Raw genomic sequence first — 20,416 nt, forward strand, 5'->3', positions numbered from 1 at the left:
CCCGCCGCGAGGCCCGGCCATGAGCCGCGCCTGGTGGCTGCTGATCGCCCTGCTCGGCGCCTCGCTGGTGCCGCTGGTGCTGGGCGGCCGGCCGATGCTCGAGCAACTGGCGAGCTTCCCGCTGGACAACCTGCTGCTGTTGCTCGGCATGATCCTGCTGTGCTGGCTGATCAACGCCCAGAAGCTGCGCGTGCTGCTGGCCGGCCGCGCCGGGCCGCTGAGCCAGCGGCAGTCGATCGGCATCATCATGGCCTCGGAGTTCGCCTTCTACGCCACCCCCGGCGGCAGCGGCGCGCCGCTGACGCTGATGGCCCTGCTGGCCCGCCGCGGCCTGCGCCCGGCGCAGAGCAGCGCGATCTTCGCCGTCGACCAGTTGAGCGACCTGCTGTTCTTCCTCACGGCGCTGCTGGTAGTGCTGTGCTACACGCTGTCCCACAGCCTGAGTCCGAACCTGGAATCCTCGCTGCTGGTCAGCGCCGTGCTGCTGGGCGGCATCCTGTTCGGCGTGGTGCTGCTGGCACGCTTCCAGCGCCGGGTGATCCGCGCCAACGGCCGCCTGCTGGCGCGCCTGGGCGTCAAGCCGCGGCGGCGCCTGCACTGGGCGCGCAAGCTGCTGCACTTCCGCGACAGCATCGCCACCAGCCTCAAACAGCCGCGCCGGCGCCTGGCGCTGGTGTTCCTGCTCACCAGCAGCCACTGGTTGCTGCGCTTCTCGGTGCTCTACCTGATCCTCCAGGCCATGGGCGTGGAACTGCACTGGGCCTGGACCTTCCTGATCCAGCTGCTGTCCCTGGCCGCCGGCCTGGCCACCCTGCTGCCGGGCGGCGCCGGCGGCACCGAGCTGACCTCGCTGGCGATGCTCAGCCCGCTGGTGGGCAAGCCGACCGCGGCGGCGGCCATTCTGGTCTGGCGGGTGGTGACCTACTACTTCTACCTGGTGGCGGGCGCGCCGGTATTCGCCATCATGGCCGGGCGCCCGCTGCTGCGCCGCCTGATCGGCTTGCGCAACCGCGACGCCTAGAAACTCCGTGCCTCCTACATGGGAATGGCGCGGGTGGAGCAGTGTAGGAGCGGACCTTGTCCGCGATAGCCGGAACCACCGGCGCGTTTCGCGGATAAGATCCGCTCCTACACCGTCCGGCAAACCCATCGCCATGGTCCGATGGGTATCGCAAGCTCAACCCATCCTACGAAAAGCACCTCGGTGCAGTCGGCAAGACAGTTGCGCCTACCGCACAGGCAGGCATGGCTTCTCGTAGGAGCGAGCTTGCTCGCGAACCGCATGGCACGGCGTTTGTTCGCGAGCAAGCTCGCTCCTACGAAAAGCCGGGGTATCCCGCTGCCTTTTACGGCACCAGCACCGCCGCGCCCTGGAAACGCCCATGGCGCAGATCGTCCAGAGCCTGGTTGGCCTGCTCCAGCGGATACCGCTGCACCTCGGTGCACACCCCAGCCCGGGCGGCGACAGGGAAGAACTCCAGGCCGTCGCGGCGGGTCAGGTTGGCCACCGAAACCAGCTCACGTTCTCCCCACAGGATCGAATAGGGGAAGCTCGGAATGTCGCTCATGTGGATGCCGGCACACACCACCCGGCCGCCCTTGCGCACGGCGCGCAGCGCGGCGGGCACCAGCTCGCCGGCCGGGGCGTAGATGATCGCTGCGTCCAGCGGCTGCGGCGGCGCCTGGTCGGATGGGCCGGCCCAGACAGCGCCCAATGAGCGGGCGAAAGCCTCGGCGGCGTGGTCGCCGGGGCGGCTGAAGGCGTAGACCTCGCGCCCCTGCCAGCGCGCCACCTGCAGCACGATGTGCGCCGCCGCGCCGAAGCCGTACAGGCCCAGGCGCCGGCCGTCGCCGGCCTTGACCAGCGAGCGCCAGCCGATCAGCCCGGCGCAGAGCAGCGGCGCCAGCTCGGCATCGTCGCCCGCTTCGCCCAGGGCGAATGTGAAACGCGCATCGGCCACCACGTACTCGGCATAGCCGCCCGGCCGGGTGTAGCCGGTGAACTGCGGCGCGTCGCAGAGGTTTTCCTGGTCGCGGGTACAGGGCGGACAGTGACCGCAGGTATGCCCCAGCCAGGGCACGCCGACCCGCTGGCCCAGAGCGAAGCCCTCGACGCCCGCGCCCAGGGCATCGACGTAGCCGACGATCTCGTGCCCGGGGATCACCGGCAGGGGCACCGCCGGCAGTTCGCCATCGACCACGTGCAGGTCGGTACGGCACACCCCGCAGGCCGCCACGCGCACGCGCAGCTCACCTGGGCCGGGTTGCGGCACGGGCAGCTCGCGCAATCGCAGCGGCTGGCCCACCTGTTCGAGCAGCATGGCGCGCATGGGTCACCTCCACACGGGCGAATCGGCTAGGGTTTCTTCGGCGGCGCCTCGGGGCGCACCCCTTCGTCCTGCACTTCGCGCCAGAGTTCGGCGGCGCCGGGGAACTCGGTGCCGTCCTCCTCGCTCAGCGCATCGATGTCGTAGCGGCTGGTACAGCCCTCGCCCAGGGTGGGCGGCGGGGTGGCTGTGCCGGGGGCCTTCTCGTCGGACATGGCCGGGCTCTCCTGCAATGCGGGTTCGCCCGGCCAATGCGGCTCAGGGCCTGTTTACGATCTCGCGAGCTAGAGCAGAACAAGGCAAAAACAGGCGAGAGAGCGCAGTTTAGTCCGCTAAATGAGCATCGCTCGCCTGTTTTTAACGCAGTTATGCCGACGCGCAGCAGATCGTGGACAGGTCCTCAGTCGAACACCACTGTCTTGTTATCGTGCACCAGCACGCGGTCTTCCAGGTGATAGCGCAAACCGCGCGCCAGCACCATCTTTTCCACGTCCTTGCCCAGACGCACCATCTCCTCGACGTTGTCGCGGTGGCTCACGCGCACCACGTCCTGCTCGATGATCGGGCCGGCGTCCAGTTCCTCGGTGACATAGTGGCAGGTCGCACCGATCAGCTTCACGCCGCGCAGCGAGGCCTGGTGGTAGGGCTTGGCGCCGATGAACGAGGGCAGGAAGCTGTGGTGGATGTTGATCACCTGGTGGCGGTACTTCTGGCACAGGTCCGGCGGCAGGATCTGCATGTAGCGCGCCAGCACCACGTTGTCGGCCTGGTGCTCGTCGATCAGCCGCGACACCTCGTCGAAGGCCGGCTGCTTGTTCTTCGCATCCACCGGCACGTGGAAGTACGGGATGCCGTGCCACTCGACCATGCTGCGCAGGTCGTCGTGGTTGGCGATCACGCAGGGGATCTCGCAGTCCAGCTCGCCGCTGTGCCAGCGGTGCAGCAGGTCGGCCAGGCAGTGCGACTCGCGGCTGGCCATCAGCACCACGCGCTTCTTCACCGCCGAGTCGGTGATGCGCCAGACCATGTTGAACTCGCGGGCGATGGGGGCGAAGGCCTGGCGGAATCCGTCGAGGTCGAACGGCAGGGAGTCGGCGCGAATCTCGTGCCGCATGAAGAACCAGCCGTTGTCGTTGTCGGAGTGATGACTGGCCTCGGTGATCCAGCCGTTGTAAGTGGCCAGGAAATTACTCACCTTGGCGACGATGCCGACCCCGTCGGGACAGGCGATCACCAGTCGGAAAGTGCGCATGGGTGTAGCTCCAGATACTTCGCGAAGGCCGCTATTCTAGCGGCTGCCCGGGAAAACCGCGACCGCCGGCAAGGGACATTCGGACAGGTCCTGATTTAAGTGCGCGGACAATGCGTCTATCGAAGCAACTTAAATATTACGTTAAGTAGCCAGAAAACTTTATCCAATGGTTTACTCGAACAAATCGGCTGACTATTATTGGGAATACTAATATTCCAGCAACGCTTGACCTCAAGACAAGGTACGCCGACATGTCACTGATCAATGAGTACCGCGCCACCGAAGAAGCCATCAAGGAACTTCAAGAGCGCCTCAAGTCCCTGGAAAAGGACGACAAGCTGAAGAAGGAACTGGAGTTCGAAGAGAAACTCCGCACGCTCATGGGCGGCTATGGCAAGTCCCTGCGTGACATCCTCGCGCTGCTCGATCCGGACGCCAAACTGAGCAAGGCCCCGCGCGCCGCCAAGACCACCGGCAGCAAGCGCGCGCGCAAGGTCAAGCAGTACAAGAACCCGCATAACGGCGAAGTCATCGAAACCAAGGGCGGCAACCACAAGACGCTCAAGGAATGGAAGGCCAAGTGGGGCGCCGACACCGTCGAGAGCTGGGCCACCCTGCTGGGTTGAGCCCCGCGCCACGCGAAAACGCCAGCTTCGGCTGGCGTTTTTTATTGCCCGCGAAGAACTCGCCGAACACTAAAGGCAATAACGCTGACGCAAGACAGCGGCATATGCCTGCCATTCCTGCAGCAATGCCCTACCCTGCAGCCCAGTATTTTCGAGCTGTTCGGCCAGAGCCACTTCGAAGTTCGCCAGGGTATTGGGCGCACCGTACTCGTCGAGCATCAGCCGGCAACGGCAGAACTCCCGCCATTGTTCCTGCTCGGCCGTAGACAAAGTTTCCGGAAAATTCCGCGCGCGATAACGGAACAGAAGTTCCACCAGGCGCGGATCGTCGAATGGCCATTGTTCTCGTCCCAGGCGCACGGGGTCCGCCTGGCGTACCTGTTCGCAGAGCCGCCGGTCACGGTCGCCGATAAACCCGTCATATAGCTGCTGTTCCGGATCCTCGACGCCGGGGAAGTTCTCTTGTTCATATATCGCGGCCAGCTTGTCCTGCCACTGCGGCTTGCCTTCGACCAGCACCTGCGCGCGTGCCTGCCAGGCCGCCAGGTCGATGCCCAGGCGCGCCTGGTCCTGCTCGCGCAGCACCGCCAGCGGCGCCAGCACCGGGCAGCGGTTGACGTGCACCAGCTTCAGCGGCACCGGCAGCTCGCCCTCGCCGAGTTCCTCGCGGCGGGTGTACAGGCGCTGGCGCAGGGTCTCGGCATCCAGTTCCAGCAACGGCGCCGGGTCCAGCCCCAGGTCGCAGACGATCAGGGCGTTGCGGTTGCGCGGGTGCCAGGCCAGCGGCAGCACCAGCGACAGGAAGCTGCGCGCCGCCGAGAAACGCCCGGACACGTGCACCAGCGGCTTGAGCAACTGCACCTGGTCGAGCACCGCGTGCTTGCCGCGCAGGCGGTAGAGGAAGTCGTAGAGCTTGGGCTGGCGCTGGCGGAGCAGCCGGGCCATGGCGATGGTCGCGCGCACGTCGGACAGCGCGTCGTGAGCCTGGCCGTGTTCCAGGCCGTTGGCCTCGGTCAGGCGCTCCAGCTTCAGGGTGACCACGCCCTCGTCGTTCAGCGGCCACTGGATGCCTTCCGGGCGCAGCGCGTAGGCGGTGCGCACCAGGTCGATGAGGTCCCAGCGGCTGTTGCCGCCCTGCCATTCGCGGGCGTAGGGGTCGAAGAAGTTGCGGTAGAGGCTGTAGCGGGTGACTTCGTCGTCGAAGCGCAGGGTGTTGTAGCCGGTCACGCAGGTGCCCGGGCGCGACAGCTCGGCGTGCAGGCGGGTCATGAACTCGGCCTCGCCCAGGCCCTGCTCTTCCAGGCGCTGCGGGGTGATGCCGGTGATCAGGCAGGCCGCCGGGTGCGGCAATATGTCGTCGCTGGGGCGGCAATAGAAGTTCAGCGGCGCCTCGATCTCGTTGAGCGCCTCGTCGGTGCGGATGCCGGCGACCTGCAACGGGCGGTCGCGGCGCGGGTCGATGCCGGTGGTCTCGTAGTCGTACCAGAAGATGCTGGCGGTCATGACGCTCTCCCTTGGCCTGGCCGGGCAGTCTACCATCCCCCCGCGGGCTGCCCGGAACCTCGGTATGGGTTATGGTGTAGGCGCGGTTTCTTTCACATCACCAGGGATTGGCTCATATGAACCAGGAATTCGAACAGAACCCCTACGCGACACCGGCCAGCCAGCTGCAGCAGAACCCCACGGGCGTGGGCGCGCCCAGCATCGAGGAAGCCCTCGCCCGCGGCTACGACTTCCGCATCGGCGACGTGCTGGGCGAAGCCTGGCACAAGGTCAAGGGCATGAAGGGCACGCTGGTGGTCGCGGCGATCATCTACGGCGTGGCGGTCAACCTGCTGAGCTTCGTCATCGCCTTCGTCCTCGGCCTGCTGGGCCTGATCCACGACTCCGAACCCGGCGCGCTGCAAATCATCGTCAGCGTCCTCGCCAGCGCGCTCTGCTACCCGCTGCTGGCCGGGCTGAACATGATCGGCATCCGCCGCGCCGCCGACCAGCCGGCGACCATCAACGAGCTGTTCGCCTACTTCGGCCTGTTCGCCCCGCTGCTCATCACCGGCCTTGCGATCACCGTGCTGACCTACCTGGGCCTATTCCTGCTGGTGCTGCCGGGCATCTACCTGGGCGTCTCCTATGCCCTGGCCATCCCGCTGGTGGTGGAGCGCGGCCTGTCGCCCTGGCAGGCCATGGAAACCTCGCGCAAAGCCATCGGCCAGCACTGGTTCAAGGTCTTCGGCCTGTTCCTGGCGCTCGGCCTGATCATGCTGCTCAGCGCCATCCCGTTGCTGATCGGCCTGGTCTGGACGCTGCCGCTGGCCTTCATCGCCATCGGCGTGCTCTACCGCACCATCTTCGGCGTCTTGCCGCCGGCCAACTGAGAAACAGCCCGGAATTGCCCGCCGCCCTGGTTGCCTAGCCGGGCGGCGCTGGCTAGCATCGGACTTTCCCTCTAGCGACTGCCAACGCCCTTGATCGCCGCCGCGCCACCACGCCCCGCCAGCCCGCCGCTGGACACCCGCTACCAGGTGGAAACCCCGGAAGGCATCGACCTGCTCCTGCGCCCGGCCGGGCCGGTGGCCCGCGCCCTGGCCTACCTGATCGACCTGGGCATCCGCGTGCTGCTGATGCTGGTCATGTACATCCTGCTGGCCTTCCTCGGCCAACTGGGCACCGGCCTGGGGCTGCTGCTCACCTTCCTCGTCACCTGGTGGTACATGGTCCTGTTCGAAGTGCTCAACCAGGGGCGTTCGCCCGGCAAGCAGGTCATGGGCCTGCGCGTGGTCCACGACGACGGCACGCCGGTCGGCTGGTCCGCCTCGCTGCTGCGCAACCTGCTGCGCTTCGCCGACATCCTGCCCTTCGGCTACACCCTGGGCCTGCTCGCCTGCCTGTCCAACCCGGCGTTCAAGCGCCTGGGCGACCTGGCCGCCGGCACCCTGGTGATCTACCGCGACCCGCCGCCGAGCCGGCCGCAGCTTTCCCAGGTGCCGCCGCTGCTGCCGCCGTGCCCGCTGAGCCTGGCCGAACAGCGCGCCGTCACCGGCTTCAGCGAACGCGCCGCGGGCCTGTCTGCGGCGCGCCGCGAGGAACTGGCGGGGATTCTCGCCGAGCCCCTGGGCGTGCCCGCGGAACAAGCCGAGACGCGCCTGGCCGGCATCGCCAGCGGCCTGCTCGGCGGAGGCCTGGCGCCATGAAGCAGAGCCTGTTCGAGCAGCGCCACCGCAACGACTGGAAGCGCTTCGCCAAGCGCCTGGAGCAATTGGAGAGCGGCAAGCGCGAGGAATCCACCCGCGACGGCGACTTCGCCAGCGACTACCGCAGCCTCTGCCAGCAACTGGCCCTGGCCCAGGACCGCGGCTACAGCAGCCACCTGATCGACCACCTGCAGCAGCTGGCCATGCGCGGCCACCAGCAGTTCTACCGCCACCGCAGCCACCTCGGCTCGCGGCTGATCGGCTTCCTGCTGGCCGGCTTCCCGCGGCTGGTGCGCGAGCAGTGGCGCGCCATCGCCGTCGCCAGCCTGCTGTTCTACGGCACCCTGCTGCTCATGGGCGTGCTGGTGTACTGCTTCCCCGACCTGGTCTACAGCGTGCTCAGCGCCGAACGGGTGGCGGAGATGGAAGGCATGTACGCCCCCGACGCCGCGCGCCTGGGCCCGCTGGGCGAGCGCGGCGCCGGGGACAACTGGCAGATGTTCGCCTTCTACGTGATGAACAACATCGGCATCGCCTTCCAGACCTTCGCCAGCGGCCTGCTGTTCGGCCTGGGCAGCCTGTTCTTCCTGTTCTTCAACGGCCTGATGATAGGCGCGGTGGCCGGCCACCTGACGCAGATCGGCTACGTGCAGACCTTCTGGTCCTTCGTCATCGGCCACGGCGCCTTCGAGCTGACCGCCGTCACCTTCGCCGGCGCCGCCGGGCTCAAGCTCGGCTGGGCGCTGCTCGCCCCGGGCCGCCTGAGCCGCGGCGAGGCGCTGCGCCAGGCCGCGGCCAAGGCCATCCAACTGGTCGCCGGGGTGATCCTGCTGCTGCTCGTCGCCGCCTTCGTCGAGGGCTACTGGTCCTCGCTCACGCGCTTCCCGGCCACGGTCAAGTACGGCGTCGGCGCCGCGCTCTGGCTGCTGGTCGGCAGCTACTTCCTGTTCGCCGGACGCCAGCGCCATGCGCCTGACTGACGCCAGCGTGGCGATCCGCCCACGCAGCGCCTGGGAGGCGCTGGACCTCGGCGTGCTTCTGGCGCGGCGGCATGCCGGGCTGCTGATGGCCAGCTGGGCGCTGGTCACGCTGCCGGTGTTCGCCGTGCTCAGCCTGTTGCTGTGGGACTACTCCAGCCTGGCCATCCTGATCTTCTGGTGGCTGAAGCCGGCCTTCGAGCGCCTGCCGCTGTACATCCTCTCCCGCGCCCTGTTCGCCGACACCCCGACGCTGCGCGAGGCCCTGCGCGCCTTCCCCGGCCTGCTGCGGCGCCAGCTGCTGCCCAGCCTGCTGTGGCGGCGCTTCAGCCCGACGCGCAGCTTCGACCTGCCGGTGCTGCAACTGGAGGGCCTGGCCGGCGCGGCGCGCAGCCAGCGCCTGGTGGTGCTGGGCCAGCGCAACGCCGGCGGCGCTACCTGGCTGACGGTGGTCGGCATGCACTTCGAGCTGGCCCTGTACCTGGGGCTGATGGCGCTGCTCTACCTGATGCTGCCGCAGCAATGGCTGTCGGACTGGAAATGGCAGGCCCTGCTGGATGCCCTGCAAGGCGACTGGCAATGGCTGGAGCACCTGTCCAACCTGCTCTACGCGCTGGTCCTGGTGGTCTGGGAACCGGTCTACGTGGCCTGCGGCTTCACCCTCTACCTCAACCGCCGCACCGAGCTGGAGGCCTGGGACATCGAACTGGTGTTCCGCCGCCTGCGCCAGCGCCTGGTGGGCAGCGCCTACGCCCTGCTGCTGGTGTGCGCCGGCGCCCTGGCGATGCTGCCCGGCAGCGCGCCCTGGGCCGCGGAAAGCGCCACCAGCTGCCCGCTGCCCAACCAGGACCCGAACGGCCCCGAAGCCGCGCGCCTGCTGCACCAGAAGCTGACCAGCGAGCAGTCGCGCCAGGCCGTCGACGCCCTGCTCGACGCCCCGCCCTTCCGCAACAGCGAGACGGTCACCCGCTGGCGCCTGGGCGAGCCGCCCAAGGAGAAGGCCGGCAAGGGCAGCGAGGACGACCTCAAGGCCTTCTTCGACGCCCTGGCCCACTGGCGGCCGCTGGGCCTGATCCTGCAGTCGCTGCAGACGCTGCTGTGGGCCGCGCTGATCGCCGCCGTGGTCCTGCTGCTGTGGCGCTACCGCGAATGGCTGCGCCTGTTCGCCTCCCGCCTGGGCCTGCCGCAGAAGGCCCCGCGCGAGGCGCCGGCGGTGCTGTTCGGCCTGGAACTGGCGCCGGAAAGCCTGCCCGAGGACGTCGCCAGCGCCGCCGAGCGGCTCTGGGACGAGCAGCCCCGCGCGGCCCTGGGCCTGCTCTACCGCGCCCTGCTCAGCCGCCTGCTGCACGACTACCGGGTGCCGCTGCGCGATTCCAGCACCGAAGGCGAAGTGCTGGGCCAGGTTGAAGGCCTGCAGCGGCCCGAACTGGACAGCTACGCGCGGGAGCTGACCGGCCACTGGCAGGCCCTCGCCTACGGCCACCGCCCGCCGCCCGGCGAACTGCGCCAGGCGCTGTGCGACGGCTGGCGCCAGCTGTTCGGCCCGGGAGCGCCGGCATGAGCCGCTCCACCCGCTGGCTGCTCGGCGTGCTGGTGCTGCTGGTCGGCGCCGCCGTGGCCTGGTACCTGTACCAGAACCTGCGGCCCTACCCGGAGAAAATCGAACACGGCCCCTCCCCCGAGGTGCGGGCCAACCCCTACCTGGCCGCCGAACGCTTCCTCCGCGGCCGCGGCCTGCGGGTCGACAGCGCCAAGGGCCTGGAAGTGCTCGACAACCTGCCCAGCCAGGGCCACACCCTGATCCTGCTGGGCGGCCGCGAGAACGTCACCCCCGCGCAGAACCGCGCCCTGCTCGACTGGGCGCGCCGCGGCGGCCACCTGATCGTCACCGCCGAGCGCCTGTGGGACGAGAAGGACGGCAAGAGCGGCGACCTGCTGCTCGACCCGCTGGGCATCCAGCAATACCTGACCGAGGACCTGGACAAGGGCGCCAGCGCCGACAAGCCCGAAGCCGATGGCGAGGCCGCGCCGCCGGCCAAGGTGCCGCCGCCCAAGGGCGTCGAGCAGCCAGCGTCCCCCACGGCGGACCCGGCCAAGGCCGAGGAAGAAGAGGACGCGGACGCCTACCCGGACCTGACCAAGCTCTACCTGGAGAACGAGCAGGCCCCGGCCTACATCGGCTTCGACACCGAGTACCACCTCTACGACTCGAAGAACCTCGCCTACGCCTGGGCCAACAGCCACGACGCCACCCACCTGCTGCAACTGCAGCTGGGCGACGGCCTGGTCACGGTGCTGACCGACAACTGGATCTGGCAGACCGCCAACCTCGACGCCTACGACAACGCCTGGCTGCTCTGGTACCTGACCCAGGACAGCGCCGTGACCCTGGTCTACCGCGCCGACGGCGACAGCCTGCTCAACCTGCTGCTGCGCAACTACCCGCAGGCGCTCGTCGCCCTCGCCCTGCTGCTGGCGCTGCTGCTGTGGCGCGCCGGCCAGCGCCAGGGCCCGCTGCAACCGGTGCCCAGCCGCGCCCGCCGGCAACTGGTGGAACACCTGCGCGCCGGCGCCGACTTCCTGCTCCGCCAGCGCGGCCACGTGGCCCTGGTGCAAGGCCTGCAGCGCGACGTGCTGCGCCGCGCGCGGCAGCGCCAGCCGGGCTTCGAACGCCTGCCGATCGCCGAACAGTGGCAACTGCTCGGGCGCATGACGCGCCTGCCGGTCAGCGCCATCAGCCAGGCCATGCGGCCCTACCCGGCGCCACGCATGAGCGCCGCCGAATTCACCCGCCAGGTCGCCCACCTGCAAAGCCTCAGGAATGCCCTATGAGCGAACAGACGCCCGAACCCAGCGCCACCCCGTCCGCCAACCCGGCGGCCCAGCGCCAGCGCGCCAGCCAGCTGGCCCAGGCCCTGCGCCACGAACTGCAGAAGGCCCTGATCGGCCAGGTCGGGGTGATCGACGACGTGCTCACCGCCCTGCTCGCCGGCGGCCACATCCTGGTCGAGGGCGTGCCGGGGCTGGGCAAGACGCTCCTGGTGCGCGCCCTGGCCCGTTGCTTCGACGGCGCCTTCGCGCGCATCCAGTTCACCCCCGACCTGATGCCCAGCGACGTCACCGGTCACGCCGTGTACGACCTGGCCAGCGAGCAGTTCAAGCTGCGCAAGGGCCCGGCCTTCACCAACCTGCTGCTGGCCGACGAGATCAACCGCGCCCCGGCCAAGACCCAGGCGGCGCTGCTGGAAGTGATGCAGGAACGCCAGGTCACCCTGGAGGGCCGTGCCCTGCCGGTGCCGCAGCCGTTCATGGTGCTGGCCACGCAGAACCCCATCGAGCAGGAAGGCACCTACCCGCTGCCCGAGGCCGAGCTGGACCGCTTCATGCTCAAGCTGCGCATGGACTACCCGCAGGAGGCCGAGGAACAGACCCTGGTGCGCCAGGTGACGCGCTCGGCGCGCAGCGACATGCTCGACGTGGCGCCGCTGCGCCCGCTGCTCAAGGACAAGGACGTGCTGGCGCTGCAGAAGATCGCCGCCGACCTGGCCATCGACGACCAGGTGCTCGACTACGCCGTGCGCATCGCCCGCACCACTCGCAGCTGGCCGGGCCTGGCCCTGGGCGCCGGGCCTCGCGCCTCCATCGCCCTGGTGCGCTGCGCCCGTGCCCGCGCGCTGCTGCGCGGCGGCGACTTCGTGATTCCGGACGACGTGAAAGGCTGTGCCCTGGCCGTGCTGCGCCACCGCGTGCGGCTGTCGCCGGAGCTGGACATCGAGGGCCTGTCGGTGGACCAGGTGCTGCAACAGTTGCTCGACCAGGTATCGGCGCCGCGCCTATGAAGCCATCGCGCGTCCTGCTCGCGCTGCTCGCCGCGCTGGCCCTGGCCGCCATCGGCCTGGGCAGCGCCACGGCCCTGGGCAGCCCGGCGCCGGCCTGGCTGCAACAGCTGTGGTGGGGCCTGCTGCTGGCCCTGCTCGGCCTGGCCCTGGGCGATGCCCTGTGGCTGCGCCGCCTGCCCAGCCCGCGCCTGCAACGCCAGCTGGCCGGCAACCTGCCGCTGGGGCGCTGGAGCGAGGTGCGCCTGCAACTGCAGCACGGCTTCGGCCAGCGCCTGCGGGTGACGCTGTTCGACCACCTGCCCTCGGGCATGGACTTCGAGCACCTGCCCCTGGCCGCGGAACTGCACCCGGGCGAGACCACCCAGCTCGGCTACCGCGTGCGGCCGCTGCAGCGCGGCCACTTCGTCTTCCCCCGCTGCGAGCTGGAACTGCCCAGCCCGCTGTGCCTGTGGCGCGGCCGGCGCTTCCTCGAGGTGCGCGACGAAACCCGCGTCTACCCCGACTTCGCGCGCATCTACGGCGCCGAGCTGATGGCCGTGGACCACTGGCTCAGCCGCATCGGCGTGCGCCCCGGCCAGCGCCGCGGCCTGGGCCTGGAATTCCACCAGCTGCGCGAATTCCGCGACGGCGACACCCTGCGCCAGATCGACTGGAAGGCCACCGCGCGCAAGCGCACGCCCATCGCCCGCGAATACCAGGACGAACGCGACCAGCAGATCCTCTTCCTGCTCGACTGCGGCCGCCACATGCGCAGCAAGGACGGCGACCTCTCGCACTTCGACCACGCCCTCAACGCCAGCCTGCTGCTGGCCTACGTGGCCCTGCGCCAGGGCGACGCCGTGGGCCTGCAGACCTTCGCCGGCGAACGGCCGCGCCACCTGCCGCCGGCCAAGGGCAACGCCCAGCTGGGTGCGCTGCTCAACGCCGTCTACGACCTGGACAGCAGCCAGCGCCCGGCGGACTACGCGGCCGCCGTGCAGGCTCTGCTCACGCGCCAACGCCGCCGCGCCCTGGTGGTGCTGGTGACCAACCTGCGCGACGAGGACGATGAGGAACTGCTGGGCGCGGTGCGCCGCCTCGGCCGCCAGCACCGCGTGCTGGTCGCCAGCCTGCGCGAGGAAGTGCTCGACCAGTTGCGGCAGACGCCGGTGCAGGGCTACGACGAAGCGCTGACCTATTGCGGCGCCCTGGACTACCTGAACGCCCGCGCCGGCCTGCACGAAAAGCTGCTGGCCAACGGCGTGCCGGTGCTGGATGCCAGGCCCAGCCAGTTGGGTCCGGAACTGGTCAGCCGCTACCTGGGTTGGAAGCGCGCCGGGACCCTGTGACCGGCGCCTTGCATTGCGCGTAGGGCGCCGGCCCCGCCGGACGTCCCGGTGGCACGGCCGACGGTGGCGATGGGTATCGCTTCGCTCAACACCATCCTACGACGGCATTTCTCCCACATTCGTAGGAGCGGACCTTGTCCGCGATAGCCTGGCGTATCGGCGCGATTCGCGGATGAGATCCGCCTACGTTGTTTTCTGGGTTCCCGCGTTCGCGGGAATGACGGGATTAAGATTCGTGTTTTCCGACGTCATTCCCGCGAACGCGGGAACCCAATAGACAGTTGTTCCTACGGGTCGTCCCACACGCCACGCCCATGTAGGAGCGCGCCCTGCGCGCGAATCGCGGGCAGGGCCCGCTCCTACACGTATCATTCGCGTACCGCCGATGTTTCCCTTTCCTTCACTACCGCCCAGGTCGGTTCAGCGCATCCCGCGACTCAGACCGACTCCACCTGGCGGCGAAAACTGAAATAACGGCGCAGCGCTTCGACCAGCTCGACGTACTCCGCCGGCGGCGCCACCAGGCTGAAGCCGGAGTCGAAGCTGCCCGGGGTGACGTCTTCGTGGCACCACTGGCAGGTGCCGCTGAAGTCGATGTGCTGGAGCTTGCCGTCCTGCCCGGGAATCTTCAGGCGCATGTCGAATCGCCCGCCCACCAGCATCGGCAGCTGGCTGATCAGCAGCATGCCGTCCAGCGATACGTTGCCCAGGTAGCCCATGGGCTTGTCGGTGATGCTATTGAACACCTTCAGGTAGTACGGCAGCTGATGGCGCTCTATGTGTCGTTGATGACGCATAATGGCTATTCGCTATGAGTTTTACCCAGTATGACGGCGCGACCGCCCTGCGGCCAGCACTAACGGCAACCTTCGGCCACCCGCTCGGCCAGCGAGCGACGAGCGGCATCGATCTGCTCGTCGCTATAGTAGAGGCGTTCACCCTTGGTATCTGTGGAGTAGTAGCGACCTCCGCGCTGCAGTGTCGCCAACTGGTCGCGCAGGCGGTCGCACTCGGCGCCCGCCTTGGCCTGCTGCTCGGCGGCACGGCTGCGCGCCGCGGCCTGCTCCTCGCTGCGCGCCTGGTAGAACTGGCGGGTACGCTCCTCGCGCTCGCGCGTGGCGGCATCGCGCTCGACCACCTGCGGCCGGACCTCGACGCGCTGCGCGCCGGGCGGAGGGGTTTCGCTGAAATGCACCTTGCCCTGGGCATCGGTCCAGCGATAGATGTCGGCCGCTGCCAGCAAGGGGGCCAGGGCCATGCACAGGCACAGCAACGCACGCATCGCAACCTCCTCCTTGAAGGCAGCCTCTTGAGCTTAGCGAGCACCCGGGCCCGCTCAAGGCGGCAACGACCGGCGGTCAGGGACGCACCGGCAACGGTTGGGCGGCCTCGCCCGTCAGGCGCCCATTCTGGCGCAGCGTCTCCAGGCGTGCCTTGGCGCGGTAGGCATATTCGCTGCTCGGGTAGCGGGCGATGATGAAATCGTAGGTCTGCGCCGCATCGACGTAGTACTTCTGGCGCTCCAGGCACAGGCCGCGGAGCATCGAGATCTCCGGCTGCAGCCAGGGCCGCGCGCGGCTCTTGCGCTCGGTGCGCGAAAGGTCGAGCATCACCTGCTCGCAATCGCCGCGCGCGTAGGCGCGGTAGGCGTCGTCCAGGTTCTTGTTGGTCGACCAGCTGTTGCAGCCGGTAACACTCGCCGCCAGGGCCAGGATGCACAGGGTTCGCATGGGGCATATCCTCCGTTGGGAACTGTATCGGCGCGCCTTGGCCGCGCTGAAGGGCATCACTAGACTGCGCAGGGAACCCGCCCCGGCGCCAAGGAGATGCCATGCGTTTGCACCCCGCCCTGCCCCTCGCCGTCCTGTTGGGCCTGCTGGCCGCCTGCTCGCCGACCACCCCGCTGTTCGTCGCCCAGGTCACCACCGGCGAAGTCGCCGAGTACAAGAAGCTCAAGAGCGACCGCATGACCGCCGCGGTGGAGGAGGAAGGTGACCTGCTCACCTACAGCGCCCAGGCCATCCGCGACAACAAGAGCGCCGAGGCCGAGCGGCTCTACCTCAGCGGCTACGACAATAGCCGCTACAGCCCGGACGTGCGCGCCATCGCCCTGTACCAGATCGGCCTGATCTACATGAGCCGCTACAACGACCAGCGCGACGACGCCAAGGCCCTGGACTACTTCCAGCGCATCGACCGCGAGTTCCCCGGCACCGCCGCGGCCAGCCACGCCGACGCGCGCATCCTGATGATCCGCCAGCGGGCGAAGGAGCCGGTGCAGAAGAACGCCCGCGAGCTGCTGGCCACCTGGAAGCCGCAGCAGAACCTCGACCTGAACAAGACCAGCCTCGACCCGGACATGACCCTGCTGTCGCGCCGCGCGGTGCTCAAGGACCGCGTCGCCGAGGCCGAACAGTTGTACCTGCTGGCGGTCAACGATCCGGCCATCCCCGCCGACATCAAGCAGAAGGCGCTGTACCAGCTGGGCCTGATGTACATGGCCCCCGATAACCCGCACCCCAGCCGCGCCAAGGCCATCGGCTACCTGCGCCACCTGCTGGTGGACTACCCCGACGGCGAGCTGGCGAACAAGGCCGCGCGCCACCTGGACCAGGCGCTGAACCAGGGCGGCGACTGACGCAGGTCAAGCCGGGCCGGCTACGCTTGCACTGCAATGGCAGCAGCCAAGCGAGGAGCCGACCATGAAACTGCAGCACCTGCTGGTGGTCATCGACCCCACCCGCGACGACCAGCCAGCCCTGACCCGCGCCCAGTGGATCGCCGAGCGCAGCGGCGCCGGCGTGACCCTGCTGGTGTGCGACTACAACCCGGCGCTGGACAACGGCCTGCTGATCCCGCAGCACGAACTGGAGCGGGTGCGCATCCTGCAGCAGGCCGAGCGCCTGGACTGGCTCGACAAGCTGGCCGCGCCGTTGCGCCAGGCCGGCATCGAGGTGCGCTGCCACACCCGCTGGGGCAAGCCGCTGTACCGCGAGATACTCGCCGCGGTGGCCGAGCACCAGCCCGACCTGGTGCTCAAGTCCAGCAGCCGCCACGGCCTGCTCAAGCGCCTGTTCCTGACCAACACCGACTGGCAGCTGATCCGCCATTGCGAGGTGCCGCTGTGGCTGGTCCACCACGGCACCTGGGAAGGGCGCAAGCTGTGCGCCGCCCTCGACCCGCTGCACGAAGGCGACAAGCCGGCGAAGCTGGACCGCCGGCTGATCGCCACAGCGCTGGAACTGAACCGCCGCCTGGGCCTGCACGCGAGCTACCTGCACGCCTACGTGGCGCTGCCGCAGACCCTGGCCTTCGACGCCCAACTGCTGGGCAGCTACGACGAACACCTGAAGGCCACCGAAGCGCACCACCGCCAGGCCCTGCACATGCTGATGGCCGCCCACCCGGCCATGGCCGCCGGCGACACCCACCTGCTGCAGGGCTTCCCCGAGGAGGTGATCCCCGAGTTCGTCCGCAACCAGGGCATCGACCTGCTGCTGATGGGCGCGGTGGCCCGTGGCCAGCTGGAGAGCGCACTGATCGGACATACCGCCGAGCGCGTGCTGGAGGAAGTCGAGTGCGACCTGCTGGTGCTCAAGCCGGCAGGCGAACCGTCATCGGAAAAGGGGTAAGATGGCCGCTGGGCCGGCCCGGCTCCCGCCGCCGGCCCGCACGCTCGTCTTCCAAGGAGTCCCGCATGTCCGTCCGCCGCACCAAGATAGTCGCCACCCTCGGCCCAGCCAGCCAGTCCCCCGAAGTCCTCGAGCAACTGATCCTCGCCGGGATCGACGTGGCCCGCCTGAACTTCTCCCACGGCACCCCTGACGAGCACCGTGCCCGCGCCCAACTGGTGCGCGACCTGGCCGCCAAGCATGGCCGCTTCGTCGCCCTGCTCGGCGACCTGCAAGGGCCGAAGATCCGCATCGCCAAGTTCGCCAACAAGCGCATCGAACTGGCCGTGGGCGACAGCTTCCGCTTCTCCACCAGCCACCCGCGCGATGCCGGCACCCAGGAAGTCGTGGGCATCGACTACCCGGACCTGGTCAAGGACTGCGGCGTGGGCGACGAGCTGCTGCTGGACGACGGCCGCGTGGTCATGATGGTGAAGCAGGTGAAGGCCGACGAGCTGGTCTGCGAAGTGCTGATCGGCGGCCCGCTGTCCGACCACAAGGGCATCAACCGCCGCGGCGGCGGCCTGACCGCGCCGGCCCTGACCGAAAAGGACAAGGCCGACATCAAGCTGGCCGCGAGCATGGACCTGGACTACGTCGCCGTGTCCTTCCCGCGTGACGCCAAGGACATGGAATACGCCCGCAGCCTGCTCCAGGAGGCCGGCGGCAAGGCCTGGCTGGTGGCCAAGATCGAGCGCGCCGAAGCGGTGGCCGACGATGAGGCGCTGGACGGCCTGATCCGCGCCAGCGACGCGGTGATGGTGGCCCGCGGCGACCTCGGCGTGGAAATCGGCGACGCCGAGCTGGTCGGCATCCAGAAGAAAATCATCCTGCACGCCCGCCGCTACAACAAGGCGGTGATCACCGCGACGCAGATGATGGAGTCGATGATCCACAACCCGATGCCGACCCGCGCGGAAGTCTCGGACGTGGCCAACGCCGTGCTCGACTACACCGACGCCGTGATGCTCTCGGCCGAGAGCGCCGCCGGCGAGTACCCGGTGGAAGCAGTCCAGGCCATGGCGCGCATCTGCCAGGGCGCGGAAAAGCACCCGACCACCAAGAAATCCAGCCATCGCCTGGGCCAGACCTTCGAGCGCTGCGACGAGAGCATCGCCCTGGCGGCCATGTACACCGCCAACCACTTCCCGGGCATCAAGGCGATCATCTGCCTCACCGAGAGCGGCTACACCCCGCTGATCATGTCGCGCATCCGCTCCTCGGTGCCGATCTTCGCCTACTCCCCGCACCGCGAGACCCAGGCCCGCGTGGCGCTGTTCCGCGGCGTCGAGACCATCCCCTTCGACCCCGCCGCGCTGCCGCCGGAGCGCGTCAGCCAGGAAGCCGTGGACGCGCTGCTGCAACGCGGCGTGGTGACCAAGGGCGACTGGGTGATCCTGACCAAGGGCGACAGCTACACCACCCAGGGCGGCACCAACACCATGAAGGTGCTGCACGTGGGGGACCTGTTGGTCTGAGTGGGATGGTGAGTGATGGAGGCCGCCCTTTGGGCGGCCTTTGTTTTTTGGGGGTTTCGCCGGGAGTATCGCGGCGTTGGCTCGGCTCCGTTCCCTCTCCCCAGCCCTCTCCCTGAAGGGAGAGGGGGCCGTCCGTGCAAGTGGGAAATAATGGTTTTCGCCGGCAACACCAAAGTTGCCGGAAAGCACCGCGGTTACAGTTCGCGCCGAACCAGTCCCCTCTCCCTTCAGGGAGAGGGCTAGGGAGAGGGCCGCGGCCAAGCCACACGCCAAGGCCAACCGGCACACGCCCCCATCGCCACAACCGCATGGGTTTCGCAAACTCAACCCATCCTACGAAAGCACCTTGGCGCAGTCGGCAAGACCGTCCGCCTCCTACATTGCAGGCGAGCACAGCTTTTCGTAGGAGCGAGCTTGCTCGCGAACAGACTCCGCTGCGAGGCTCATTCGCGAGCAAGCTCGCTCCTACGAAGAGCACCTCGGTACAGCCTTATAGTTTTCTGGGTTCCCGCGAACGCGGGACGCGGCTCCATCGCGAACAGCGCTTGCGCTGGCCCGAAGGGGAATAACCCAATAGAACAACTACTCCTACGCACTGGTCAAAACCCGGCCAGCACCGCCCAAGCCTAACAACCACGCGCCCCCGACACATCCGCCCCAAGCTTATCCACAGGCCTTCCCACAGTTATTGTGGGCAAGCCCCGTGCGCTGATCGCACAACCCGCCCCACCGGCCGGCTGTAGGACAATCCCACCAAATCAGGCACTTACGCAGACCCTGGCCAACAGCGAAACGGACAATGGATCAAATACCGAACAACACCGCCCAACCCAGGCCCGGCGGGCGCCCGGGCAGTTGGCCCCAAGGTTATGCACAGCTCTGCCCACAGTTTCTGTGGGCAGCTGGCCAGCTCAGGCGAAGCGCGAGAAGTCCGGCTGGCGGCGCTGGGTGAAGGCGCTCAGGGCCTCCAGAGCCTCCGGCGAACTCAGGCGCTGGACGAACAGTTCGCCCTCTTCCGCCACCACCTTGCGCAGTTCATCGATGTAGGGCGCCTTGAGCAGGCGCTTGCTCAGCGCCAGGGCCGCCGGCGGCAGGACCTGCAGGCTCTGGGCCACTTCGCGGGCGCGTTCGAGGGCGGCGGCGCCGTCGGCCAGGGCTTCGTTGGCGATGCCGAAGGCCACCGCCTGTTCACCGCTGAAGCCGTCGCCGCGCATCAGCAGGCTGGCGGCGCGGACGTGGCCGAGCAGGCGCGGCACCAGGAAGCTGGAACCGAACTCCGGGCACAGGCCGAGGTTGACGAAGGGCATCTTCAGCTTGGCGCCGCGGGCCACGAAGACCTGGTCGCAGTGCAGCAGCAGGGTGGTGCCGATGCCTACTGCCGGGCCGGCCACAGCCGCCAGCACCGGCTTGCTGAACTCCATCAGCGCGCGCATGAAGCGGAACACCGGGCTGTCCTGGCCGCTGGGCGGGTACTGGAGGAAATCGTGGATGTCGTTGCCGGCGGTGAAGCACTCGGCGTTGCCGGCGATCAGCACCACGCGCACGCCGCGATCGTGCTCGGCGGCCTCCAGGGCGTCGGCCAGGGCCGCGTACATTTCCCGGGTCAGCGCGTTCATCTTGTCCGCGCGGTTCAGGCGCAGGGTCAGCAGGCCCTGTTCGCGCTCGACGAGAATCTGTTGGCTCATGGCAACTCCTTGGCAGCAGGCTGTGGCGGCCGGGCTCTACGG

Annotated in this window: 20 protein-coding genes; 12 read left to right on the forward strand and 8 right to left on the reverse strand. The window is 68.6% G+C overall.

What is annotated here, in order from left to right:
• Nucleotides 1-19 precede the first annotated feature (19 nt).
• Nucleotides 20-1,021 carry a lysylphosphatidylglycerol synthase transmembrane domain-containing protein gene (locus ACTWJ5_RS26805; RefSeq protein ID WP_058487504.1) on the forward strand — a complete coding sequence of 334 codons (1,002 nt, stop codon included), beginning with the start codon at nt 20-22 and terminating at the stop codon, nt 1,019-1,021.
• Between the two features lie 325 nt (nt 1,022-1,346).
• On the opposite strand, the gene ACTWJ5_RS26810 is transcribed toward ACTWJ5_RS26805, so the two are convergent.
• The 3 genes from ACTWJ5_RS26810 to purU all read right to left on the reverse strand — a co-directional run bounded on the left by ACTWJ5_RS26810 (nt 1,347) and on the right by purU (nt 3,579).
• Nucleotides 1,347-2,330, reverse strand: coding sequence for a zinc-dependent alcohol dehydrogenase family protein (locus tag ACTWJ5_RS26810; protein ID WP_444436879.1), 984 nt, complete (start codon nt 2,328-2,330; stop codon nt 1,347-1,349).
• 26 nt (nt 2,331-2,356) lie between these two features.
• On the reverse strand, nt 2,357-2,542 hold the full coding sequence (locus tag ACTWJ5_RS26815) for a hypothetical protein (RefSeq protein WP_116425617.1): 186 nt from the start codon (nt 2,540-2,542) through the stop codon (nt 2,357-2,359).
• Nucleotides 2,543-2,727: 185 nt separating this feature from the next.
• On the reverse strand, nt 2,728-3,579 hold the full coding sequence (gene purU / locus ACTWJ5_RS26820) for a formyltetrahydrofolate deformylase (protein WP_009615828.1): 852 nt from the start codon (nt 3,577-3,579) through the stop codon (nt 2,728-2,730).
• 251 nt (nt 3,580-3,830) lie between these two features.
• Between purU and mvaT the strand changes: the two genes are divergently transcribed.
• Nucleotides 3,831-4,205, forward strand: coding sequence for a histone-like nucleoid-structuring protein MvaT (mvaT, locus tag ACTWJ5_RS26825; protein WP_253391455.1), 375 nt, complete (start codon nt 3,831-3,833; stop codon nt 4,203-4,205).
• A 69-nt stretch (nt 4,206-4,274) separates the two neighbouring features.
• On the opposite strand, the gene sbcB is transcribed toward mvaT, so the two are convergent.
• Complete coding sequence (sbcB, locus tag ACTWJ5_RS26830) at nt 4,275-5,708, reverse strand: exodeoxyribonuclease I (protein WP_444436880.1); 1,434 nt, start codon at nt 5,706-5,708, stop codon at nt 4,275-4,277.
• A gap of 116 nt (nt 5,709-5,824) precedes the next feature.
• Here sbcB and ACTWJ5_RS26835 point away from each other — a divergent pair, with 116 nt between their 5' ends.
• The 7 genes from ACTWJ5_RS26835 to ACTWJ5_RS26865 all read left to right on the forward strand — a co-directional run bounded on the left by ACTWJ5_RS26835 (nt 5,825) and on the right by ACTWJ5_RS26865 (nt 13,540).
• Nucleotides 5,825-6,580 (forward strand): hypothetical protein, encoded by a 756-nt coding sequence (locus ACTWJ5_RS26835; protein WP_444436881.1) that lies wholly within the window; start codon nt 5,825-5,827, stop codon nt 6,578-6,580.
• A 90-nt stretch (nt 6,581-6,670) separates the two neighbouring features.
• Nucleotides 6,671-7,396 (forward strand): RDD family protein, encoded by a 726-nt coding sequence (locus ACTWJ5_RS26840; protein ID WP_074982265.1) that lies wholly within the window; start codon nt 6,671-6,673, stop codon nt 7,394-7,396.
• A complete protein-coding gene (locus ACTWJ5_RS26845; RefSeq protein WP_444436882.1) occupies nt 7,393-8,376 on the forward strand; it encodes a stage II sporulation protein M in 984 nt (327 codons plus the stop codon). The genes ACTWJ5_RS26840 and ACTWJ5_RS26845 overlap by 4 nt, the downstream gene beginning before the upstream one ends.
• Entirely contained in the window at nt 8,363-9,934 is a 1,572-nt protein-coding gene (locus ACTWJ5_RS26850; RefSeq protein ID WP_256512782.1) for a DUF4129 domain-containing protein, read from the forward strand. The genes ACTWJ5_RS26845 and ACTWJ5_RS26850 overlap by 14 nt, the downstream gene beginning before the upstream one ends.
• Nucleotides 9,931-11,205, forward strand: coding sequence for a DUF4350 domain-containing protein (locus ACTWJ5_RS26855; protein WP_249918812.1), 1,275 nt, complete (start codon nt 9,931-9,933; stop codon nt 11,203-11,205). The genes ACTWJ5_RS26850 and ACTWJ5_RS26855 overlap by 4 nt, the downstream gene beginning before the upstream one ends.
• Nucleotides 11,202-12,212, forward strand: coding sequence for an AAA family ATPase (locus ACTWJ5_RS26860; RefSeq protein ID WP_444436883.1), 1,011 nt, complete (start codon nt 11,202-11,204; stop codon nt 12,210-12,212). Before ACTWJ5_RS26855 ends, ACTWJ5_RS26860 begins: the two co-directional genes overlap by 4 nt.
• The gene (locus ACTWJ5_RS26865) at nt 12,209-13,540 is read left to right on the forward strand and encodes a DUF58 domain-containing protein (protein WP_444436884.1); all 1,332 of its coding nucleotides are present in this window, start codon (nt 12,209-12,211) and stop codon (nt 13,538-13,540) included. The genes ACTWJ5_RS26860 and ACTWJ5_RS26865 overlap by 4 nt, the downstream gene beginning before the upstream one ends.
• Before the next feature lie 437 nt (nt 13,541-13,977).
• Here ACTWJ5_RS26865 and ACTWJ5_RS26870 read toward each other — a convergent pair whose 3' ends face one another.
• From ACTWJ5_RS26870 to ACTWJ5_RS26880, 3 genes are all read right to left on the reverse strand, one after another.
• Complete coding sequence (locus ACTWJ5_RS26870) at nt 13,978-14,337, reverse strand: PilZ domain-containing protein (RefSeq protein ID WP_009615807.1); 360 nt, start codon at nt 14,335-14,337, stop codon at nt 13,978-13,980.
• 59 nt (nt 14,338-14,396) lie between these two features.
• Nucleotides 14,397-14,822, reverse strand: a complete 426-nt coding sequence (locus tag ACTWJ5_RS26875) for a DUF4124 domain-containing protein (RefSeq protein ID WP_009615806.1) — start codon at nt 14,820-14,822, stop codon at nt 14,397-14,399.
• Between the two features lie 76 nt (nt 14,823-14,898).
• Nucleotides 14,899-15,270 carry a hypothetical protein gene (locus ACTWJ5_RS26880; RefSeq protein ID WP_061562741.1) on the reverse strand — a complete coding sequence of 124 codons (372 nt, stop codon included), beginning with the start codon at nt 15,268-15,270 and terminating at the stop codon, nt 14,899-14,901.
• Nucleotides 15,271-15,371: 101 nt separating this feature from the next.
• Between ACTWJ5_RS26880 and ACTWJ5_RS26885 the strand changes: the two genes are divergently transcribed.
• From ACTWJ5_RS26885 to pyk, 3 genes are all read left to right on the forward strand, one after another.
• Complete coding sequence (locus tag ACTWJ5_RS26885) at nt 15,372-16,178, forward strand: tetratricopeptide repeat protein (RefSeq protein WP_444436885.1); 807 nt, start codon at nt 15,372-15,374, stop codon at nt 16,176-16,178.
• 64 nt (nt 16,179-16,242) lie between these two features.
• Nucleotides 16,243-17,172, forward strand: a complete 930-nt coding sequence (locus tag ACTWJ5_RS26890) for a universal stress protein (RefSeq protein ID WP_444436886.1) — start codon at nt 16,243-16,245, stop codon at nt 17,170-17,172.
• 65 nt (nt 17,173-17,237) lie between these two features.
• Entirely contained in the window at nt 17,238-18,689 is a 1,452-nt protein-coding gene (pyk, locus tag ACTWJ5_RS26895) for a pyruvate kinase (RefSeq protein ID WP_444436887.1), read from the forward strand.
• Nucleotides 18,690-19,600: 911 nt separating this feature from the next.
• Here the strand turns inward: pyk and ACTWJ5_RS26900 are convergent.
• Nucleotides 19,601-20,374, reverse strand: coding sequence for an enoyl-CoA hydratase (locus tag ACTWJ5_RS26900; protein ID WP_444436888.1), 774 nt, complete (start codon nt 20,372-20,374; stop codon nt 19,601-19,603).
• Nucleotides 20,375-20,416: the final 42 nt, after the last annotated feature.

It is taken from the genome of Pseudomonas sp. A6, from assembly GCF_052367875.1.
In the GTDB taxonomy this organism is placed as follows: Bacteria; Pseudomonadota; Gammaproteobacteria; order Pseudomonadales; family Pseudomonadaceae; genus Pseudomonas; species Pseudomonas citronellolis.

Bases quoted from the DNA above. Each gene is read 5' to 3' on its own strand.
- ACTWJ5_RS26890 (WP_444436886.1), top strand. From the start codon at position 16,243: ATGAAACTGCAGCACCTGCTGGTGGTCATCGACCCCACCCGCGACGAC.
- ACTWJ5_RS26885 (WP_444436885.1), top strand. From the start codon at position 15,372: ATGCGTTTGCACCCCGCCCTGCCCCTCGCCGTCCTGTTGGGCCTGCTG.
- mvaT (WP_253391455.1), top strand. From the start codon at position 3,831: ATGTCACTGATCAATGAGTACCGCGCCACCGAAGAAGCCATCAAGGAA.
- ACTWJ5_RS26815 (WP_116425617.1), bottom strand. From the start codon at position 2,542: ATGTCCGACGAGAAGGCCCCCGGCACAGCCACCCCGCCGCCCACCCTG.
- pyk (WP_444436887.1), top strand. From the start codon at position 17,238: ATGTCCGTCCGCCGCACCAAGATAGTCGCCACCCTCGGCCCAGCCAGC.
- ACTWJ5_RS26860 (WP_444436883.1), top strand. From the start codon at position 11,202: ATGAGCGAACAGACGCCCGAACCCAGCGCCACCCCGTCCGCCAACCCG.
- ACTWJ5_RS26865 (WP_444436884.1), top strand. From the start codon at position 12,209: ATGAAGCCATCGCGCGTCCTGCTCGCGCTGCTCGCCGCGCTGGCCCTG.
- ACTWJ5_RS26845 (WP_444436882.1), top strand. From the start codon at position 7,393: ATGAAGCAGAGCCTGTTCGAGCAGCGCCACCGCAACGACTGGAAGCGC.
- ACTWJ5_RS26835 (WP_444436881.1), top strand. From the start codon at position 5,825: ATGAACCAGGAATTCGAACAGAACCCCTACGCGACACCGGCCAGCCAG.
- purU (WP_009615828.1), bottom strand. From the start codon at position 3,579: ATGCGCACTTTCCGACTGGTGATCGCCTGTCCCGACGGGGTCGGCATC.
- ACTWJ5_RS26855 (WP_249918812.1), top strand. From the start codon at position 9,931: ATGAGCCGCTCCACCCGCTGGCTGCTCGGCGTGCTGGTGCTGCTGGTC.
- ACTWJ5_RS26880 (WP_061562741.1), bottom strand. From the start codon at position 15,270: ATGCGAACCCTGTGCATCCTGGCCCTGGCGGCGAGTGTTACCGGCTGC.
- ACTWJ5_RS26870 (WP_009615807.1), bottom strand. From the start codon at position 14,337: ATGCGTCATCAACGACACATAGAGCGCCATCAGCTGCCGTACTACCTG.
- ACTWJ5_RS26850 (WP_256512782.1), top strand. From the start codon at position 8,363: ATGCGCCTGACTGACGCCAGCGTGGCGATCCGCCCACGCAGCGCCTGG.
- ACTWJ5_RS26810 (WP_444436879.1), bottom strand. From the start codon at position 2,330: ATGCGCGCCATGCTGCTCGAACAGGTGGGCCAGCCGCTGCGATTGCGC.
- ACTWJ5_RS26900 (WP_444436888.1), bottom strand. From the start codon at position 20,374: ATGAGCCAACAGATTCTCGTCGAGCGCGAACAGGGCCTGCTGACCCTG.
- ACTWJ5_RS26805 (WP_058487504.1), top strand. From the start codon at position 20: ATGAGCCGCGCCTGGTGGCTGCTGATCGCCCTGCTCGGCGCCTCGCTG.
- sbcB (WP_444436880.1), bottom strand. From the start codon at position 5,708: ATGACCGCCAGCATCTTCTGGTACGACTACGAGACCACCGGCATCGAC.
- ACTWJ5_RS26875 (WP_009615806.1), bottom strand. From the start codon at position 14,822: ATGCGTGCGTTGCTGTGCCTGTGCATGGCCCTGGCCCCCTTGCTGGCA.